Consider the following 16,020-nt stretch of genomic DNA (forward strand, 5'->3'; position numbering starts at 1 on the left):
TTACCCCTCCAATTCAAAGCGGAAATCTTCGACGACCGTGTTCGCGAGCAGCTTCTCGCACATCGCGGTCAAACGCGCTTCCGCTTCCGCGCGGTCGGACGTGTCCAGGTCCAGCTCCAAAAATTTGCCGATGCGGACTTTGCCGACTTCCTCGAAGCCCATCGTGTGCAGGGCGCCTTGCACGGCGCTGCCTTGCGGATCGAGCACGTTTTCTTTGATCGTGACGTAGACTTTAGCCTTCATTAGGGGGGTCGCCTCCTGGAAAATGGTTGTACTGGATGGGAGCGTTCCGCAAAACGCGGATTTGTCGGCCTTCGTCGCTGTTGAACTGCCGGAAACTTGAACAATAACCTTCGGTTGTTTCCGGCTTTCAAAGGCGATCGCTTACGCTCTTCGGCTCGACAAACCGCTAATTTGCTCCAACCATCCGATAAAACATATTGCAGGATGCTCTCGGGAGCACCCTGCGCGCTGCGCGGGCTTGCGCCGCTTGCGGCGGTCTTAAACGCTTGCCGGGCTTCGCTACCGCTTGCGGCGTATTGCTTGCTTGCGGGGCTTTGCGCCCGCTTGCGGCGGTTTTGCTTGCTAGCGGGCTTCGCGTCCGCTTGCGCCTGTTGGGCGCCGGCGGGATTGCGGCCCCGCTTGGGCGTGTATGTGATGCGGGACATCTGTGCTTGTCCCGCGGGTTTGCTTTAGTTGAGCGGCTGGCCGGTCAGCGCTTCGTAGATCGCCAGGTAGCGGTTCGTCGTCGCGTCGACGACCGATTGCGGCAGCGGGGCCGGTTTGCTTTCGCGGTCCCAGTCGGAGCCGACAAGGTACGTGCGCACCGGTTCTTTGTCCATGCTGTCGATCTCGATGTCGTAGGCGTAGTTGGCCTTCGCCCAGAACCGGGACGCGTCCGGCGTGAAGATCTCGTCGATCAGGATGACCTGGCCGTCGATCAAGCCGAATTCGAATTTGCAGTCCGCCAGGATGATGCCCCGTTCGTCGCAGAAATCGCGGGCGAACTCGTAGAGGCGGATGCTCTTGCCGCGCAGCTCCTCGGCAAGCTCGGCGCCGACCAGCTCCTGCATGCGCGCGAACGGGATGTCCTCGTCATGCCCGATGTCGTTCTTCGCGGCCGGCGTGAACAGCGGCTCGGGGAAGCGTTCGTTTTTGCGCAGGCCGGCCGGCAGCTCGATGCCGTTGATCGCTTGCGTCTTCTCGTATTGCCGCCAGCCGCCGCCGGTGATGTAGCCGCGGACGACGCACTCGATGTCGATGCGCTCCGCCTTCTTCGTTACCATGATGCGGTTCTTCAGCCGCTCCGGCTCGGTCACGAGCTCGCCGAGCTTATACACGTCCGTGTGCACGACGTGATTGGCCATCATGTCGGCCGTCCGTTCGAACCAGAACGCCGACAGCCGGTTCAGCACGTTCCCCTTCTCCGGCACGGCCGGGTCCAGCACGTAGTCGAACGCGCTGATGCGGTCGGTCACGACGATCAGGAAATGCTCGCCCAAATCGTACAGCTCGCGCACCTTGCCTTTATACAACAGCGGCGCCTTCACATAATCAGCGGCCGTGGACAATGCTTGTGTCATGGTCCCTCTCCCTCTCCTCACTTCAAAGGCTTGAATGGTTTTAAACGGTTTGACGGAGCAGGCGAAAACAGTCCGGAGAAACGAAGTGGTCGCCTTTGTACTCGGAATTTCACCGCTAGGGTGAATTCAATAAAAATTCCGAGTACAACAGCGATCGGAGGACGTTTTCGCTTGCGGAGTCTGCCTTTAAACTAACTCAAGCCGCTTGAAAATCGTGTCCACGTGCTTCAGATGCCACGCCGGATTGAAGCAGTCGGCGATGTCGTCCGGGGTCAGCTTGCCCGTGATCTCCGGCGTCGATTCGATGATGTCGCGGAATTGGCGCTGCTCTTCCCATGCCTGCATCGCGCGCGGCTGCACGGTGTCGTACGCCTGCTCGCGGCTGAGGCCTTTGTCGATCAGCTTCGTCATGACGCGGCCGGAGAACGGCACGCCGAACGTGCGCTGCATGTTGCGCTTCATGTTCTCCGGGAACACCGTCAGGTTCTTAATGATGTTGCCGAGGCGGTTCAGCATGTAGTTCAGCAGCATCGTCGCGTCCGGCAGGATGACGCGCTCCGCCGACGAGTGGCTGATGTCGCGCTCGTGCCACAGCGTCACGTTCTCGTACGCCGTCAGCATATGCCCGCGGATGACGCGCGACAGGCCGGAGATGTTCTCGCAGCCGATCGGGTTGCGCTTGTGCGGCATCGCGGACGAGCCCTTTTGGCCCTTCGCGAACGGCTCCTCCACCTCGCGGAACTCGCTCTTCTGCAGGGCGCGGATCTCGGTCGCGAACTTGTCGAGCGACGTGGCGATCAAGGCCAGCGTCGCCATGTATTCCGCGTGGCGGTCGCGCTGCAGCGTCTGCGTCGAGATCGGCGCCGGCGTGATGCCGAGCTTGCGGCACGTGAATTCCTCGACGAACGGGTCGATGTTCGCGTACGTCCCGACCGCGCCGGAGATTTTGCCGAACTGCACGCCGCCGGCCGCATGCTGGAACCGCTCCAGGTTCCGCTTCATCTCTTCGTACCACAGCGCCAGCTTCAGCCCGAACGTCGTCGGCTCGGCATGGACGCCGTGCGTGCGGCCCATCATGACCGTGTCCTTGTAGGCGACCGCTTGGCCGCGCAGGATCCCGATGAAGGTTTCGATGTCCTTGGCGAGAATCTCGTTCGCTTGGCGGAGCAGGTAGCCCATCGCCGTGTCGACGACGTCCGTGGACGTTAGGCCATAGTGCACCCACTTGCGCTCCGGTCCGACGGACTCGGACACCGCGCGCGTGAAGGCGATGACGTCGTGGCGGGTCTCCAGCTCGATCTCGTTGATGCGGTCGATGTCGAACGTCGCGTTCGCGCGCAGCGCTTCGACGTCCTCGCGCGGGATGACGCCGAGCTCCACCCACGCCTCGCAGGCGCACAGCTCGACTTCGAGCCACGCCTTGAATTTGTTTTCCTCGGTCCAGATCGCTCTCATTTCCGGTCTGCTGTAGCGTTGTAACATCGAATCAAACCCTCCAAATCTTCGTTTCGGCTATCCATTCCAGCGCCTGTTCCACGTCGGCCGTGAGCACGTTCACGTGCCCCATCTTCCGTTTGGCTTTGGCTTCATGTTTCCCATATAAGTGAATTTTAGGCGCGACGCCGAGCCGTTCGGCCGTCTCGTCCTTCAGCGCGATCCGATCGAGCAGCGGCGCCACGTGCTCGCCGAGCACGTTGACCATGACGACCGGCGTCAGCAGCGACGTCTCGCCGAGCGGCAGGCCGCATACCGCGCGCACATGCTGCTCGAACTGCGACGTCCGGCACGCTTCCATCGTGTAGTGGCCGCTGTTGTGCGGCCGCGGCGCGAGCTCGTTCACGAACAATTCGCCGTCCGCCGTCAGGAACAGCTCCACCGCGATCAGCCCGACGACGCCGAGCCCTTCGGCGATGCGGAACGCCAGCCGTTCGGCCTCCCGCTGCAGCGACTCGTCGATGCGCGCCGGCACGATCGACAGGTGCAAAATATTGTCGACGTGGATATTCTCCGCCGCCGGGAACGTGCGGATCTCGCCCTGCGGGCTGCGCGCCGCGATGACGGACAGCTCCTTCGCGAAGCGGACGAACTGCTCCACCACCAGCTCCGTGCCCGCGCGGCTCAGCGTCTCGAACGCTTCGCCGATCTCGGCCTCGTCGCGGATGACCCATTGGCCCTTGCCGTCGTAGCCGCCCGTCGCCGTCTTCAGCACGCACGGCAGGCCGAAGCGCCCGGCCGCCTCGCGCAGCTCGTCCGCGCTGCGGACCTCGGCGTACGGCGCGACCTTCACGCCCGCCGCCTCGATCGCGCGCTTCTCGCGCAGCCGGTGCTGCGTCGTGTACAGCAGCTCGCTGCCCTGCGGCACGTAGGACCGCTCCATCAGCATCGCCGCGACGCCCGCGTCGACGTTCTCGAACTCGTACGTGATGACGTCCGCCTGCTTCGCCAGCTCCCCGGCGGCCTCGCGGTCGTCGTACGCCGCGACGAGCTGCCGCGCGACCTGCCCGGCCGGCGCGTCCGGCGTCGGATCCAGCGCCACGAACCGATAGCCCATCGCGCTGCCCGCGTTCGCCATCATCCGTCCGAGCTGGCCGCCGCCCAGAATGCCGATCGTCGCGCCCGGAAGTATCGTCTTCGCGTCCTTCGCCGTCCCGCTCATAGCGTCTCGCTGCTTTCCAGCACGTCTTGCTTGATCCGGTCGCGGCGCGCCTGCACGCGCGCTTGCACCGCCGGGTCGAAGGCGCCGAGGATCTGGCCCGCGAGCAGCCCCGCGTTCGCGGCGCCCGCGTTGCCGATCGCCACCGTCGCGACCGGAATGCCGCCCGGCATCTGCACGATCGAGAGCAGCGAGTCGAGTCCGTTCAGATTCGACGATTTGACGGGAACGCCAATAACCGGCAGGATCGTTTTGGCTGCGACCATGCCGGGCAAATGTGCAGCGCCGCCTGCACCCGCGATAATGACCTTCAATCCGCGCTCCGCGGCGGATTCCGCGTATTCGAACATGAGATCCGGCGTCCGGTGAGCCGACACGACCTTCTTCTCGTACGGAATTTGCAACTCGTCCAGAACGTCACAGGCTAATTTCATCGTGTCCCAGTCCGACTTGCTGCCCATGATGACGCCCACTTGTGCTGACATTCGCCAATTACCACCTTTTCGTCGTTTAAAGATTGCCGTAAAAAAATCCCTCGGCATCGTCCAAGACCTGGCATGCTTCGGGATTCGACAAGACCTGCAGCGAAGAGGTTACCTGCCCGTTCCGACCCGCGAAGCGGATGGTATGCGTAAACGGTAAAGACAACATCAGGCTGCCCCGTCCCGGCGGCAACCTGGCTCTTCATTGCGTGTCTCGTAGTCCGAAAATTAAGGTTCTCGGGTAGATACTCTCGGGCCTGATTCCCAAGGATATACGAGATGATCGACAACATTTTTTATTGGGATTAGCTGTTTCTAGTGTATCAATCCTCACTTGGAATGTCAACGCAAAAACCCGAACATTAAACAAAGGTTGTTGTTAATAGTTCGTATTTTGCCATCATTTCAATCGAAATGGTTTTCTTTGCCGCCCCCGTAGCGACGGTTTTGTCAGAAAACTCATGCAACTTGTTATTGACTGGCGGGTCAATCCGGCGTATAACTGAAATTGACTGGCGAGTCAACGCGCTCGTCCCGCTTTTAACCGAAGGAGGTCATTCCCCTGAAACCGATCGTGGACATCCATCGTCTGACCAAGATCTACGGCAAGCGCCGAGGCATCCGCGACCTCACGTTCGCCATCGAGGAAGGCGAAGTGTTCGGCTTCATCGGCCCGAACGGCGCCGGCAAGAGCACGACGATCCGCACGCTGCTGAACATTCTGTTCCCGACCTCGGGCAGCGCGACGATCTTCGGTCTCGACATCGTCGCGCGCTCCCGGGACATCCGGCGGCAGATCGGCTATCTGCCCTCCGAGGTGTTCTACTACGACGACATGAAGGTCGCCGACCTGCTGCGTTACGCGGCGGCGTTCCATCATTACCGCGGCGAACGGCGGACGGCCGCGCTGCTGGAACGGCTCGATCTCGACCCCGGACGCAAGATCGAAGACCTCTCCTTCGGCAACCGGAAGAAGGTCGGCATCGTCCAGGCGCTGCTCCACGAACCGAAGCTGCTCATTCTCGACGAACCGACGGGCGGACTCGATCCGCTCATGCAGAACGAATTCTTCGAGCTCCTGAAGGAGGAGCGCGCGAAAGGCACGACGGTCTTCTTCTCCTCGCACGTTCTGAGCGAGGTGCAGCGGATGTGCGACCGCGTCGCCATCATCAAGGACGGCTCGCTCGTCAAGGTCGAGACGATCGAGAACCTGCTGCGCAACAACCTGCGGCACATCACGCTGACGTCGTTGCGGCCCGAGACGCTCGACCTGTCCGGCATCGCCGGCATCGTCAAGCAGGAGACGATCGGAACGCACGTGAAACTGCTGTACGACGGCGACATGAAGCGCTTCGTGGAAGCCATTGCGTCCCGTCCCTTCAGCGACCTCCTGGTCGAGGAGCCGTCGCTGGACGATATTTTCCTGCACTATTACACGAATTAACGGAGCGTGAGCGCATGCTGTTCAGAAGAGAGTTCAAACGGAATTCGCGAAGCCTGATCATCTGGAGCGTCATCATGGCGGCCATCGTGCTGCTGTACCTCGGCATCTTCCCGTCGATGGCGGAGCAGCAGCAGAGCATGGATAACCTCATGAATGCCATGCCCGAAGGGATGCGCAACGCGTTCGGCATGGACCGGCTCAGCCTCGGGACGCCGCTCGGCTTCTACGGGATCGAGATCCATCTCATGACGACGCTGCTCGGCAGCATCTTCGCCGCCATGCTCGCCTCCGGCATCGTGGCCAAGGAACAGAACGACAAGACGGCGGAGTTTCTGCTCGCGATGCCGATCCCGCGCCGGACGATCATCCTCCAGAAAGGGCTCGCCGTCCTGGCTAACGTCCTGCTCTTCAATCTCGTCATCGTCGCGGCCAGTCTGGCGGGCTTCCAATTCGCGGGCGGCGGGGACATCTCGTACAAGGCGTTCTTCCTGCTGGAGCTGGCGGTATGCCTGATGCACCTGACGTTCGCGAGCATCGCGTTCCTGTTCTCCGCCGTCGCGCGCCGGACGCGGACGATCGTCTCCGCGTCGCTTGGCCTGGTGTTCGTCATGTACTTCCTCGGTGTCGTGGCCGGCCTCTCCGATTCGCTGTCCTGGCTGAAGTACGTCACGCCGTTCAAGTACGCGGATTCCGCGTCCATCCTCACGGAGGAACGGTTCCCGCCGCTCTATGCCGGCATCATGGTTGCCGCGATCGTCTTTTGTTTCCTGTCCGCGTACTGGTATTATAGGAAGAAAGACATCGCCGTCTAACGCGCAGAACCGAGGTGAAGGCCGTGTTGTATCCCGCGTTCGCGAAGCTCCCCGATGAGAAACGGGCGCTCATCCTGTCCGTCTGCATCGAGGAATTCGCCAAGAACGGCTACGACCATGCTTCGACGGATACGATCACGTCCCGCGCGGGCATATCCAAGGGCATTCTGTTTCATTATTTCAAAAGCAAAAAAAATTTATTTCTCGTCGTCGTCGATCATGTCACGCAATTGCTCATCGCGCGGACGCTCGACGAGGTGAACGCCATCGAGACGGCCGATTTCTTCGACCGGCTGAAGGCAGTCATCCTCGCGAAGCAGCGGATCGCGCACCGCTTCCCGTCCGAGACCGAGCTGGTGCAGCGGGCGCTCGTCCACCCGCCGAAGGCGCTGAAGACGGAGCTGGACGCCTTCTTCGCCGCGCATATGGCGAAGTACACCGATCCGCTCATGCTGGACGGCATTTTCCGGACCGGCCTGCTGGCCGCCGGACCGCTCCGCGAAGGGCTGGTGCCGGAGCGGGTGTTCGACATGGTCGTCATGATGCTGAACCAATTCTCCGCCAAATACATGCAGCTGTACAAAACCGGCCAGTACACGCACGAAGCGCTGCAGGCGATGCTGATCGAGGAATGCGACGCGTTCATCGACATGGTGAAGTACGGGGTGTACCGGCGGTAACGCCGAACGCGCGCCGAACCGGGCGCCCCTGCGAAGTCGTCCGCGGCTTCGCAGGGGCCCTTCGCGTATGCATGCGTTTGAATCGGACGGAGGAATGGGCGACGAGGCGGATAACCGATGCGCCCCAAGCTGCGCGGCGCATGCAGCGCGAAACTTCGGCGAGCCCCGGAACGTTCTATAGAAGAAGATCGGCGATCGAACCGCGTTCGCGACAGGCAAGAATAACGGCAAGCATAACCGGGCCTTCGGCGAGGCCGGGATCCTACGGCTCTACCGGTGTCCGGAGCGCAAAGGCAGGTCTGCTTCATGAAACGAAAACTCATCTACATCGCCGTCCCGATCGCGGCCTTCGCCGCGCTCGCGCTCGGCTGCTTGAACTATAACGCCGAGCGGGACGCCGGCATGCGGGACAAAATCGGCTTCGCGCTCGCCGCGGCCATGAACGCCGCCCAGCCGGACCCGGAGATGCCCCGCACTCAAGTGCTCGGCGATGCCAAAAACGCGGCGCATTACGTCGCGAAGGTGCAGGAACGCCCCGACTTGATCGAGCAGCGGCTGTTGAAGGCCGCCAACGGCAACCCGGAGCTTCCGCCGGTCAAGCTGACGAGCATGGGCATTTTCAGCGATTACGCCTCCGCCCGCGTCACCGTCCACGCCGTCTACGCCGGCGCCTTCGGCATGAAGCGGAGCCGGGCGTTCGACTATACGCTTCGGCTCGCCGCCTACAAGCACGCAACCGGCGAAGAAGCCTACCCGCGATCCGGCGGCTGAACGGGCCGCCCGAATCGGGCGCCTGCTCCGGCGCCGGCGAGCAAAAAAAAAAAGCACGGCGCCGGTCCGCGCTGTGCTTCATCTCTCTCTATCGTTACCCTTGGCTGCCGATCCATGCGTAGCGCGCGATGATCAAGATCGCGAGTACCCACATGAGCCAGTGGACTTTGTATTTGCTTTTGCCGGACAGGTTGCCGATCGTCGCGAGCACGACGTAGGAGACGATGCCCGCCGATACGCCGTTGGCGATGTTGTACGTGAACGGCATGAGGGCGATCGTCAGGAACGACGGAATCGCGTACACCATGTCCTGGAAGTCGATTTCCTTGACCGATTGCACCATCAGCACGCCTACGATGATCAGGGCCGCCGCCGTCGCGGAATCCGGAATGAGCTTGATGATCGGCCAAATGAACAGAGACGCGAGGAACGCGATCCCCGTCGTCAGCGCCGTCAAGCCCGTGCGTCCGCCTTGGGCGATGCCCGCGGAGCTCTCGACGAACGTCGTGACCGTGCTCGTGCCGAGCATCGCGCCGCCGCTGACGCCGACCGCGTCGACGAACATCGCTTTGCCGACGAGCTTCTTGCCCTTCGCCGGATCCTTCATCGCGCCCGCGCGGGTGGCCGTGCCGACCAGCGTGCCGAACGTATCGAACAGCTCCACGAACGTGAACGTCGCGATGATGGAGATCAAGCCCGTATGCCAGACGCCCTTAAAGTCGAAATCCCACCAGCTCAGCTGGCTGAAGTCCGGGGACCAGCTTTGGCCCTTCAGCGTCTCGCTGACGTTGACGTCGCCGGTGATGATCGCGATGATCGTCACGCCGACGATGCCCCACAGAATCGCGCCGGGCACGCGGAGCACCATCAGCACCGCGATCAGCAGGACGCCGAGCAGCGCGAGGTACACGCTGGAATTTTCCAGGCTGCCCATGTGGAAGACGGTTTCGAAGCCGAGCACGTCCGTGAATTGGCCCTTCGGAATGTCCGTGACGGCGTTCTCCACGCCGACCGTCAGGATGCCGCTGTTCTTCAGGCCGATGATCGTGATGAACAAGCCGATGCCGACCGTGATCGCGTGCTTCAGGCTGTCCGGCACGGCGACGATCAGCATTTGCCGGACCTGCGTGACCGTCAGAATCATGAAGATGATGCCGGAGATGAACACGGCCGTCAGCGCCATTTCCGGGGAAATCGGCGAATTCGTCGCCTTCGATGCCAGTACGGTCGACGCGAAGTACGCGTTCAGGCCCATGCCCGGCGCCAGCGCCGCCGGGAAGTTCACGAACAGCCCCATCGCGATCGTGAAAATACCGCCCGCGAGCGCCGTCGCGAGGAAGACGGAGTACACGTTCAGTCCCGCTCCGCCCAATACGCTCGGATTGACGGCCAGGATATACGCCATCGTCATGAAAGTCGTGAGGCCCGCCATGATCTCTGTTCTTACATTTGTTCCGTGTTCCTTCAAACGAAAGAAACCACCCATTTTTCAAAAACCCTCCCAAAAAATGTTGTTCAGAACAAACAAAGAACCTAGAAAAAAACGCCGAGTTGCCTCGGCATCCCTCTCTAGGTTCCACGCAAAACAAGACACGCCGCCGCGAATGGACCGTTCGCGCGCGTTCTTGCTCTTCGTAGACAGGCCATTTACGGTGACCTCGTAGAGACTCTCAAGCCGATTCTTGAGATTATACGAAAAGACATGCAATTGTTTGTATTGAGTCTGTGAACATTTTAGCGACATTATTCACGGCCTGTCAATGGAAAACGATTGCAGTTTTTGGATATTCATGCTAGGTCTTTAGGCCCGTCCGTCCGCCGGGATTCGGGGAACCGGCCCTAATCGTTCAAGCCTTTGCCCGCGAGAATATTAGGCAGCCATTTCTCTACCCGCGACGCGCGGGTCTTGGCCTGCTTGGGCTGGGAGAAATGCAGCAGATACGCGCGCTGCCGTCCCGGCGTCAGCGCTTCGAAGGCCGCCTTCAGCGCGGGCAGCTCGTCGAGCTTCGCCTGGAATTCTTCCGTTATGGCGAACTCCTCGGGTTTCTTGAACGTCACTTCCCGGCCGGACCGCTCGACCTCGACGGCCTCGTAAATATACGCCCGCACCGTCGCCTCCAGCTCGATGATTTCCCGTACGTCCGCGAACCGGATTTGGCGCGCCGCCTGCACGTTCTCCGTCTGCTGGATCAGAATCCCGTGCGGGTCCTTCAGCAGTGCCCCCTTGTGGAAGAGCAGCGCGCAGTAGTCCTTGAACCCGTGAATCAGGACGATGTTTTTGTCCTGGAACGTGTAGCACGGATGCATCCACTTGAACTCCTCGGCCAGCCCGCAGTCGAGCACGATCTCCCGCAGCTTCTCGTATTCCGCCTTCCACGTCTTCGCCTTGGCGATGAACGCCTCCGCCTGCGGATTCGTCTTGTTGCCCGTCGTCATTCGCGAAACGCCCCCTATCCGGATTGATATCGTCTAGTATAAACCATCTCGTCCCCGATCGCGCCCGCGCAGCCGAAACAACCCGAAAAGGACTCTCTTCCATTTGCCGGGGAGGCAATTGAAAGAGAGTCCGTCGTGCCGCGCGATCGGCGCTTGCGCTGCAGGCTCGTTTCGGCGGGCCGAAGCGCCGCCGGCTCTAGGGGTTCAGCGATTGCCGGGCCGGACGGTCTCGAAATCCCCGTCTTGTCGCGGCTATACCCACTCGATCGTCGCCGGCGGCTTCGACGTGACGTCGATTAAAATTTATCCGGGAACTGTTTGACAACGCCTTCTGTAAACGCATCCGCCATATGAATGATTTGCGTTTCATATTTATCGTAAGCGGCCGTATCGCCTTCCCAGTCTTTATTAATTCTGGCGACGATTTGATCCGTCAACAATTGCAGGTGCGTGTACAGCATCTCTTGCAAATCCTTAAATTGCCAGTTCGGATTCGCAGCGCTCAGAAACTTGGCAATATCGTCCGCGTTACTTTGCCAATCTTTGTTCAGTTTATTCATATCCGCTTGGTTGCCCGCTTTGGCGGCCGCTACGATTTTTCCTGCGATCTGGATATGTTCCCTTAACAGTTCAGCCAGCTTATTGCCGGCCTCTTCTCCATAATAGGGCTTGAAAGCATTTCCAATGTCCTGTTGATTTTGCAGCAGTCTTGCCAGCGTTTCATTTTGATCCGGGAGATTGGCCAACGCGCTGACAACGTATCTTTGCGTCCAAACCGCGTGATCGATCCACAGCTTCCGTAAATCCCCTTGCAGCTGTACGATTTTGGGACTTAAACAAGCCGAATCCGTCTTCTCGCCTACATGCGCTTTAACCGATGCTTCCGGCTGCATCATGCTAAACACGAGCATCAACACCATCAGCAACGCCGGCATCCATTTGTTTCTCAATTCATCTTCTCCTCTGTGCGTTTGAAATTCAACACGCTGTTTTATTTTGGTTTTTTTCAAACATTCTATACGTCGCTCTGCGGTTCTGCGGAGTAGAACGCCTCCCTAATTGATGGATCGGAGACCAACGCATTTCTTTTCCCTGCCCAAGATTCTTGGTTCAACTCGAAATCCTCGCTTAGTTCCTTACATTTAGTCATAAAAAAACTCCCTTCTATTCGCGAAACAACGCAAATAAAAGAGAGTAATTTTTGCACTCTATTGTCGCGGGTGAGAGCGGAATATCCGTCTACTCCCACTCGATCGTCGCCGGCGGCTTGGACGTGACGTCGTACACGATCCGGTTGACGTTGTCCACTTCGTTGACGATGCGGACGGAGATCTTCTCGAGCACATCCCACGGAATGCGCGCCCAGTCGGCCGTCATGCCGTCGATGGACGTCACCGCGCGGATGCCGACCGTGTACGAATACGTGCGGGCGTCGCCCATGACGCCGACGCTCTTCATGTTCGGCAGCGCCGTGAAATATTGCCAAATCTCGCGGTCGAGGCCGGCCTTGGCGATCTCGTCGCGCAGGATCCAGTCCGAGTCGCGGACGATCTTCAGCTTGTCTTCCGTCACTTCGCCGAGGACGCGGATCGCGAGGCCCGGACCCGGGAACGGCTGGCGCCAAACGATCGCTTCCGGCAGGCCGCATTCTTCGCCGACCTTGCGGACTTCGTCCTTGAACAGCGCCTTCAGCGGCTCGACGAGCTTGAAGGTGATGTCGTCCGGCAGGCCGCCGACGTTGTGGTGCGACTTGATCGTCTGCGCCGTCGCCGTGCCGCTCTCGACGATATCCGTATACAGCGTGCCCTGCGCGAGGAATTCGAAGTCGTCGAACTTCGCGGATTCCTCCTGGAACACGTAGATGAATTCGTTGCCGATGATTTTGCGCTTCTGCTCCGGATCGTCGACGCCCTTCAGCTTGCCGAGGAACCGCTCGCTCGCGTCGATCTTGACCACTTTCATGTCGAACTTGCCGACGAACGTCTCCATGACGCTCTCGGCTTCGCCTTTCCGGAGGAGGCCGTGGTCGATGAACATGCACGTCAACTGATCGCCGATCGCCTTATGCAGCAGAATCGCCACGACGGACGAATCCACGCCGCCGGACAGCGCGCACAGCACCTTGCCGCCGCCGACCTGCGCGCGGATGTCGCGGATCGTGTCGTCGATGAACGTGCTCATGCTCCAGTTGCCTTCGCAGCCGCAGACGTTGTAGAGGAAGTTGCGGATCATCTCGTTGCCTTTGACGGAGTGGCGCACTTCCGGATGGAACTGCACCGCGAACAGCTTGCGCTCCGGATGGCTCATCGCCGCGATCGGCGCGTGGTCCGTGCTGGCGTCGACGCGGAACCCGGACGGCAGCTCCACGACGTGGTCGCCGTGGCTCATCCAGACCGTTTGGCGCGCCTCGAGGTCCTTCACGAGCTCGCTGCCCGCGACGAAATCCACTTCCGCCTTGCCGTACTCGCGCTTGCCGGCGCGCTCGACCTTGCCGCTCAGCTGGTGCGCGATCAGCTGCATGCCGTAGCAAATCCCGAAGATCGGCAGGCCCAGTTCGTAAATCGCGGGATCCACGAGCGGCGACTTCTCTTCATATACGCTAGCCGGTCCTCCCGAGAACACGATGCCTTTCGGCTGCAGCTCCCGGATCCGTTCCACCGGGGTATTGAAGGGCAGCAGCTCGCTGTATACGCCCAAGTCCCGGATGCGCCGTGCAATCAGCTGGTTGTACTGTCCGCCGAAGTCGAGGACAACGATCATTTCATTTGGCTTGTTCACTTTTTTGTCAAGGCCTCCCTCAAATCATTGTGTCAATTATATATAGGCGCTATGGGACAGTCAAGGAAACGAAAGACGCGGTTTGCGCGGGGGAACGGAAGAAAACGCTGCCTTGGAGAAGAGGGCGCCGGACAGGGTTCGCGGGGCGTCTGGATTGCGGTGCATCGGCGCAGGCTCGGGCACGAGCGGGCTGGTGCAAGTTGTGCCGCCAGCCGCGGGCCGAAAACCAGGAAGCGCGTAGGCTCGGGCGGGATCACGCCAACCGCTGCGGGGCTGGCGGTGCCGCGCCGCCGGGGCGCGCAGGCGCGGGCGGGATTCCGCCAACCGCTCCGCTGCGGGCTGGCGCGGGCGGGATTCCGCCAACCGCTGCGGGGCTGGCAGTGCCGCGGCGCCGGGGCGCGCAGGCGCAGGCGGGATTCCGCCAACCGCTGCGGGGCTGGCGGTGCCGCGGCGCCGGGGCGCGCAGGCGCAGGCGGGATCACGCCAACCGCTGCGGGACGAGCGGTGGCGGATTCCTGCTTTCTTACTTAGCTTACCTCCCGTTTCCTGCTCCCCCGCCATCATCCCGCGGCGTTTAGCGGACACACGAGCCGTTATTTGCGCGTTTTAAGCCGTTTGCGGTTTTTCGCGGCCACACGTGCCGTTATCGGTGAACGCCGGGCCGTTTTCGCGGTATCGAAGGCAAATAGCGGATTCTGTGCAACTAGAATAAAAAGTGGACACATCGTTAAGAAAAACAAGATAATCAACTTAACGAAAGCGAGGTGTCCCCTCTGTCCACCTACGGTGTGGAAATGCAAACGGTACGCGCCGGACTCCTGCTGCGCTGCGAGTGCCCCAGCAGCCTGGAGGTTGCGGCTTATTCGGCGCCGCTCCGCCGCGAAAAAGCCGGCCGAGCCTGCTTGTCGTTCGCCGGACGCCAAGCAGGAGCGCCACGGCCGCCGTCGTTGCGATTAATCCGGCGAAAGTTACCGCGAGACGCGTACGTCGGGTTCCACTGGCGCGCTCGCCTCTGCCGCCGGCTGTGCGCTTTATCCCGCGCCGCGCCCGCTCCGCACCGCCCCGCCGCCACGCCGCCATGCCCCCCGCCGCAGCAAAAAAAACCGGAAGAGCCCCTGGCAGGGCCCGTCCGGCTCCAACTCGCGATACGCGTTTAGGCCTCCTCGGCTGCGACAGCGGCGGCGTCCAGCGCCTGAAGCTGTTTGTTCTTGGCCAGCTTCAAGTAGCCGTAGACGTTCTGGAATTCGCCGTCCTCCACGAACCGCAGGCGCACCAAACCCGCCGCTTCGGTCAGGTAGCCGCGCAATGCCGCGCCCCCGCCGCCGAGTACGTAAAAGCACTGAATGTCCGGGTTCTTCTTCCACCGCTTCAGGATGAGATCGAGCACCTTGTTCGCCGCGCGGCCGAAATACGTGTCCACGATGGGACGGATGTCCGCCTGGCCTTCGCCGATGCGCCGGATCAGGTAATCGCCGCTCTTGATGCGCTGGATCAGCTTCGCCCGGCTCGGGAACCGGTGGCCGTATTGGTCCTCGACCTCGCGGATGATGCCGTCCAGGTAGACGGCCAGCCCGAACTGCTCGCCCGTACTGAACTGGTTGTCGATGCTCATCCGTTTGATGACCGGAAAATCCGTCGTCAGCGCGCCCATCTCGCAAATGCCGATGCAGCCGTAGTACAGCTCCTCGTTGCGCACGGACAGATTGTCGTGCGTCGCCATGTGAAACAGCGCGGCGGCCCCTTCGATGGACACGACCGCGCGCCGGATCACGACCCGGACGACGCGCCCGCGCAGCTTCGGCGTGGACAGGAAGGTCACCTCGTGCTCGCCGACGAGCCGCTCCTCAAACGACTTGTGGTATCCGGTGTACGTGCGCACGGGCAGCCCCGTGCCGACGATGTATTCCGCGACCTCGGGACCCTGCCCCTCCGCCGGCGGATACGCCCCGCTCGTGAGCGCCGCGTACGCGAGCGCGGTCAGCGCCACGATCAGCGCTTGGTCGCTCGTCGCCTTGTTGTCCGTTTCCTCGAGCTCGGAATTGTCCTGGTCTTCCATGGCGAGCAGGCCGACGAAATACCGCTCGCGGTTCCTTTTCAGCTTCGGGCTGTGAATGCGCACGTCCAGCGCCTTCAGCGGAGCATCCTCCTCCTGGAATACGTGCCGCTCGTACCCGGGCGCGAGAATGCTCGGAATGACGACGGGCTCCGTCGCTCCTTCGAGTACCAGTTTCACGCTGTCGTTTCCTACGTCTATGCCTGCGAGCCTAATCACATCCGTGCCTCCTCTAAGCTTTTCGCGATCGCCTGCCGAATTAATCGGTATATGTGTTTATTCGGCCGAACGGTCGCGATTGTGAAGGAGACGGCCGGTGCCCGTTTTG

The 16,020-nt window shown here is 61.1% G+C and carries 14 protein-coding genes and 2 riboswitches; of the genes, 4 read left to right on the top strand and 10 right to left on the bottom strand.

Annotation, left to right across the window (positions count from 1 at the left end):
• The 5 genes from purS to purE form a co-directional block, all read right to left on the bottom strand.
• A complete protein-coding gene (gene purS, locus I8J29_RS27515; protein ID WP_090638969.1) occupies positions 1-243 on the bottom strand; it encodes a phosphoribosylformylglycinamidine synthase subunit PurS in 243 nt (80 codons plus the stop codon).
• A gap of 449 nt (positions 244-692) precedes the next feature.
• Complete coding sequence (locus tag I8J29_RS27520; protein WP_208850560.1) at positions 693-1,583, bottom strand: phosphoribosylaminoimidazolesuccinocarboxamide synthase; 891 nt, start codon at positions 1,581-1,583, stop codon at positions 693-695.
• A 186-nt stretch (positions 1,584-1,769) separates the two neighbouring features.
• A complete protein-coding gene (gene purB, locus I8J29_RS27525) occupies positions 1,770-3,065 on the bottom strand; it encodes an adenylosuccinate lyase (RefSeq protein ID WP_208850561.1) in 1,296 nt (431 codons plus the stop codon).
• A gap of 4 nt (positions 3,066-3,069) precedes the next feature.
• Entirely contained in the window at positions 3,070-4,239 is a 1,170-nt protein-coding gene (gene purK / locus I8J29_RS27530; protein ID WP_208850562.1) for a 5-(carboxyamino)imidazole ribonucleotide synthase, read from the bottom strand.
• Positions 4,236-4,721, bottom strand: a complete 486-nt coding sequence (gene purE / locus I8J29_RS27535) for a 5-(carboxyamino)imidazole ribonucleotide mutase (protein ID WP_208850563.1) — start codon at positions 4,719-4,721, stop codon at positions 4,236-4,238. Before purE ends, purK begins: the two co-directional genes overlap by 4 nt.
• A 194-nt stretch (positions 4,722-4,915) precedes the next feature.
• Positions 4,916-5,016: riboswitch (purine riboswitch) on the bottom strand.
• Between the two features lie 273 nt (positions 5,017-5,289).
• Here purE and I8J29_RS27540 point away from each other — a divergent pair.
• From I8J29_RS27540 to I8J29_RS27555, 4 genes are all read left to right on the top strand, one after another.
• Entirely contained in the window at positions 5,290-6,162 is an 873-nt protein-coding gene (locus tag I8J29_RS27540) for an ABC transporter ATP-binding protein (RefSeq protein ID WP_338113302.1), read from the top strand.
• Positions 6,163-6,176: 14 nt separating this feature from the next.
• Complete coding sequence (locus I8J29_RS27545) at positions 6,177-6,974, top strand: ABC transporter permease subunit (RefSeq protein ID WP_208850564.1); 798 nt, start codon at positions 6,177-6,179, stop codon at positions 6,972-6,974.
• Positions 6,975-6,988: 14 nt separating this feature from the next.
• Positions 6,989-7,654, top strand: a complete 666-nt coding sequence (locus I8J29_RS27550) for a TetR/AcrR family transcriptional regulator (RefSeq protein WP_208850565.1) — start codon at positions 6,989-6,991, stop codon at positions 7,652-7,654.
• Positions 7,655-7,960: 306 nt separating this feature from the next.
• Positions 7,961-8,425, top strand: coding sequence for a hypothetical protein (locus tag I8J29_RS27555; protein ID WP_208850566.1), 465 nt, complete (start codon positions 7,961-7,963; stop codon positions 8,423-8,425).
• 94 nt (positions 8,426-8,519) lie between these two features.
• On the opposite strand, the gene I8J29_RS27560 is transcribed toward I8J29_RS27555, so the two are convergent.
• From I8J29_RS27560 to I8J29_RS27580, 5 genes are all read right to left on the bottom strand, one after another.
• Positions 8,520-9,911, bottom strand: coding sequence for an NCS2 family permease (locus tag I8J29_RS27560; RefSeq protein WP_208850567.1), 1,392 nt, complete (start codon positions 9,909-9,911; stop codon positions 8,520-8,522).
• A 129-nt stretch (positions 9,912-10,040) separates the two neighbouring features.
• A riboswitch (purine riboswitch) is annotated at positions 10,041-10,141 on the bottom strand.
• 123 nt (positions 10,142-10,264) lie between these two features.
• The gene (locus I8J29_RS27565; protein ID WP_208850568.1) at positions 10,265-10,861 is read right to left on the bottom strand and encodes a YdeI/OmpD-associated family protein; all 597 of its coding nucleotides are present in this window, start codon (positions 10,859-10,861) and stop codon (positions 10,265-10,267) included.
• Positions 10,862-11,157: 296 nt separating this feature from the next.
• Entirely contained in the window at positions 11,158-11,811 is a 654-nt protein-coding gene (locus I8J29_RS27570) for a glycosyltransferase (protein WP_208850569.1), read from the bottom strand.
• A 289-nt stretch (positions 11,812-12,100) separates the two neighbouring features.
• Positions 12,101-13,639 (bottom strand): glutamine-hydrolyzing GMP synthase, encoded by a 1,539-nt coding sequence (gene guaA / locus I8J29_RS27575; protein WP_090638994.1) that lies wholly within the window; start codon positions 13,637-13,639, stop codon positions 12,101-12,103.
• Between the two features lie 1,153 nt (positions 13,640-14,792).
• The gene (locus tag I8J29_RS27580; RefSeq protein ID WP_208850570.1) at positions 14,793-15,911 is read right to left on the bottom strand and encodes a ParM/StbA family protein; all 1,119 of its coding nucleotides are present in this window, start codon (positions 15,909-15,911) and stop codon (positions 14,793-14,795) included.
• Between the last annotated feature and the right edge of the window lie 109 nt (positions 15,912-16,020).

Source organism: Paenibacillus artemisiicola, assembly GCF_017652985.1.
In the GTDB taxonomy this organism is placed as follows: Bacteria; Bacillota; Bacilli; order Paenibacillales; family Paenibacillaceae; genus Paenibacillus_Z; species Paenibacillus_Z artemisiicola.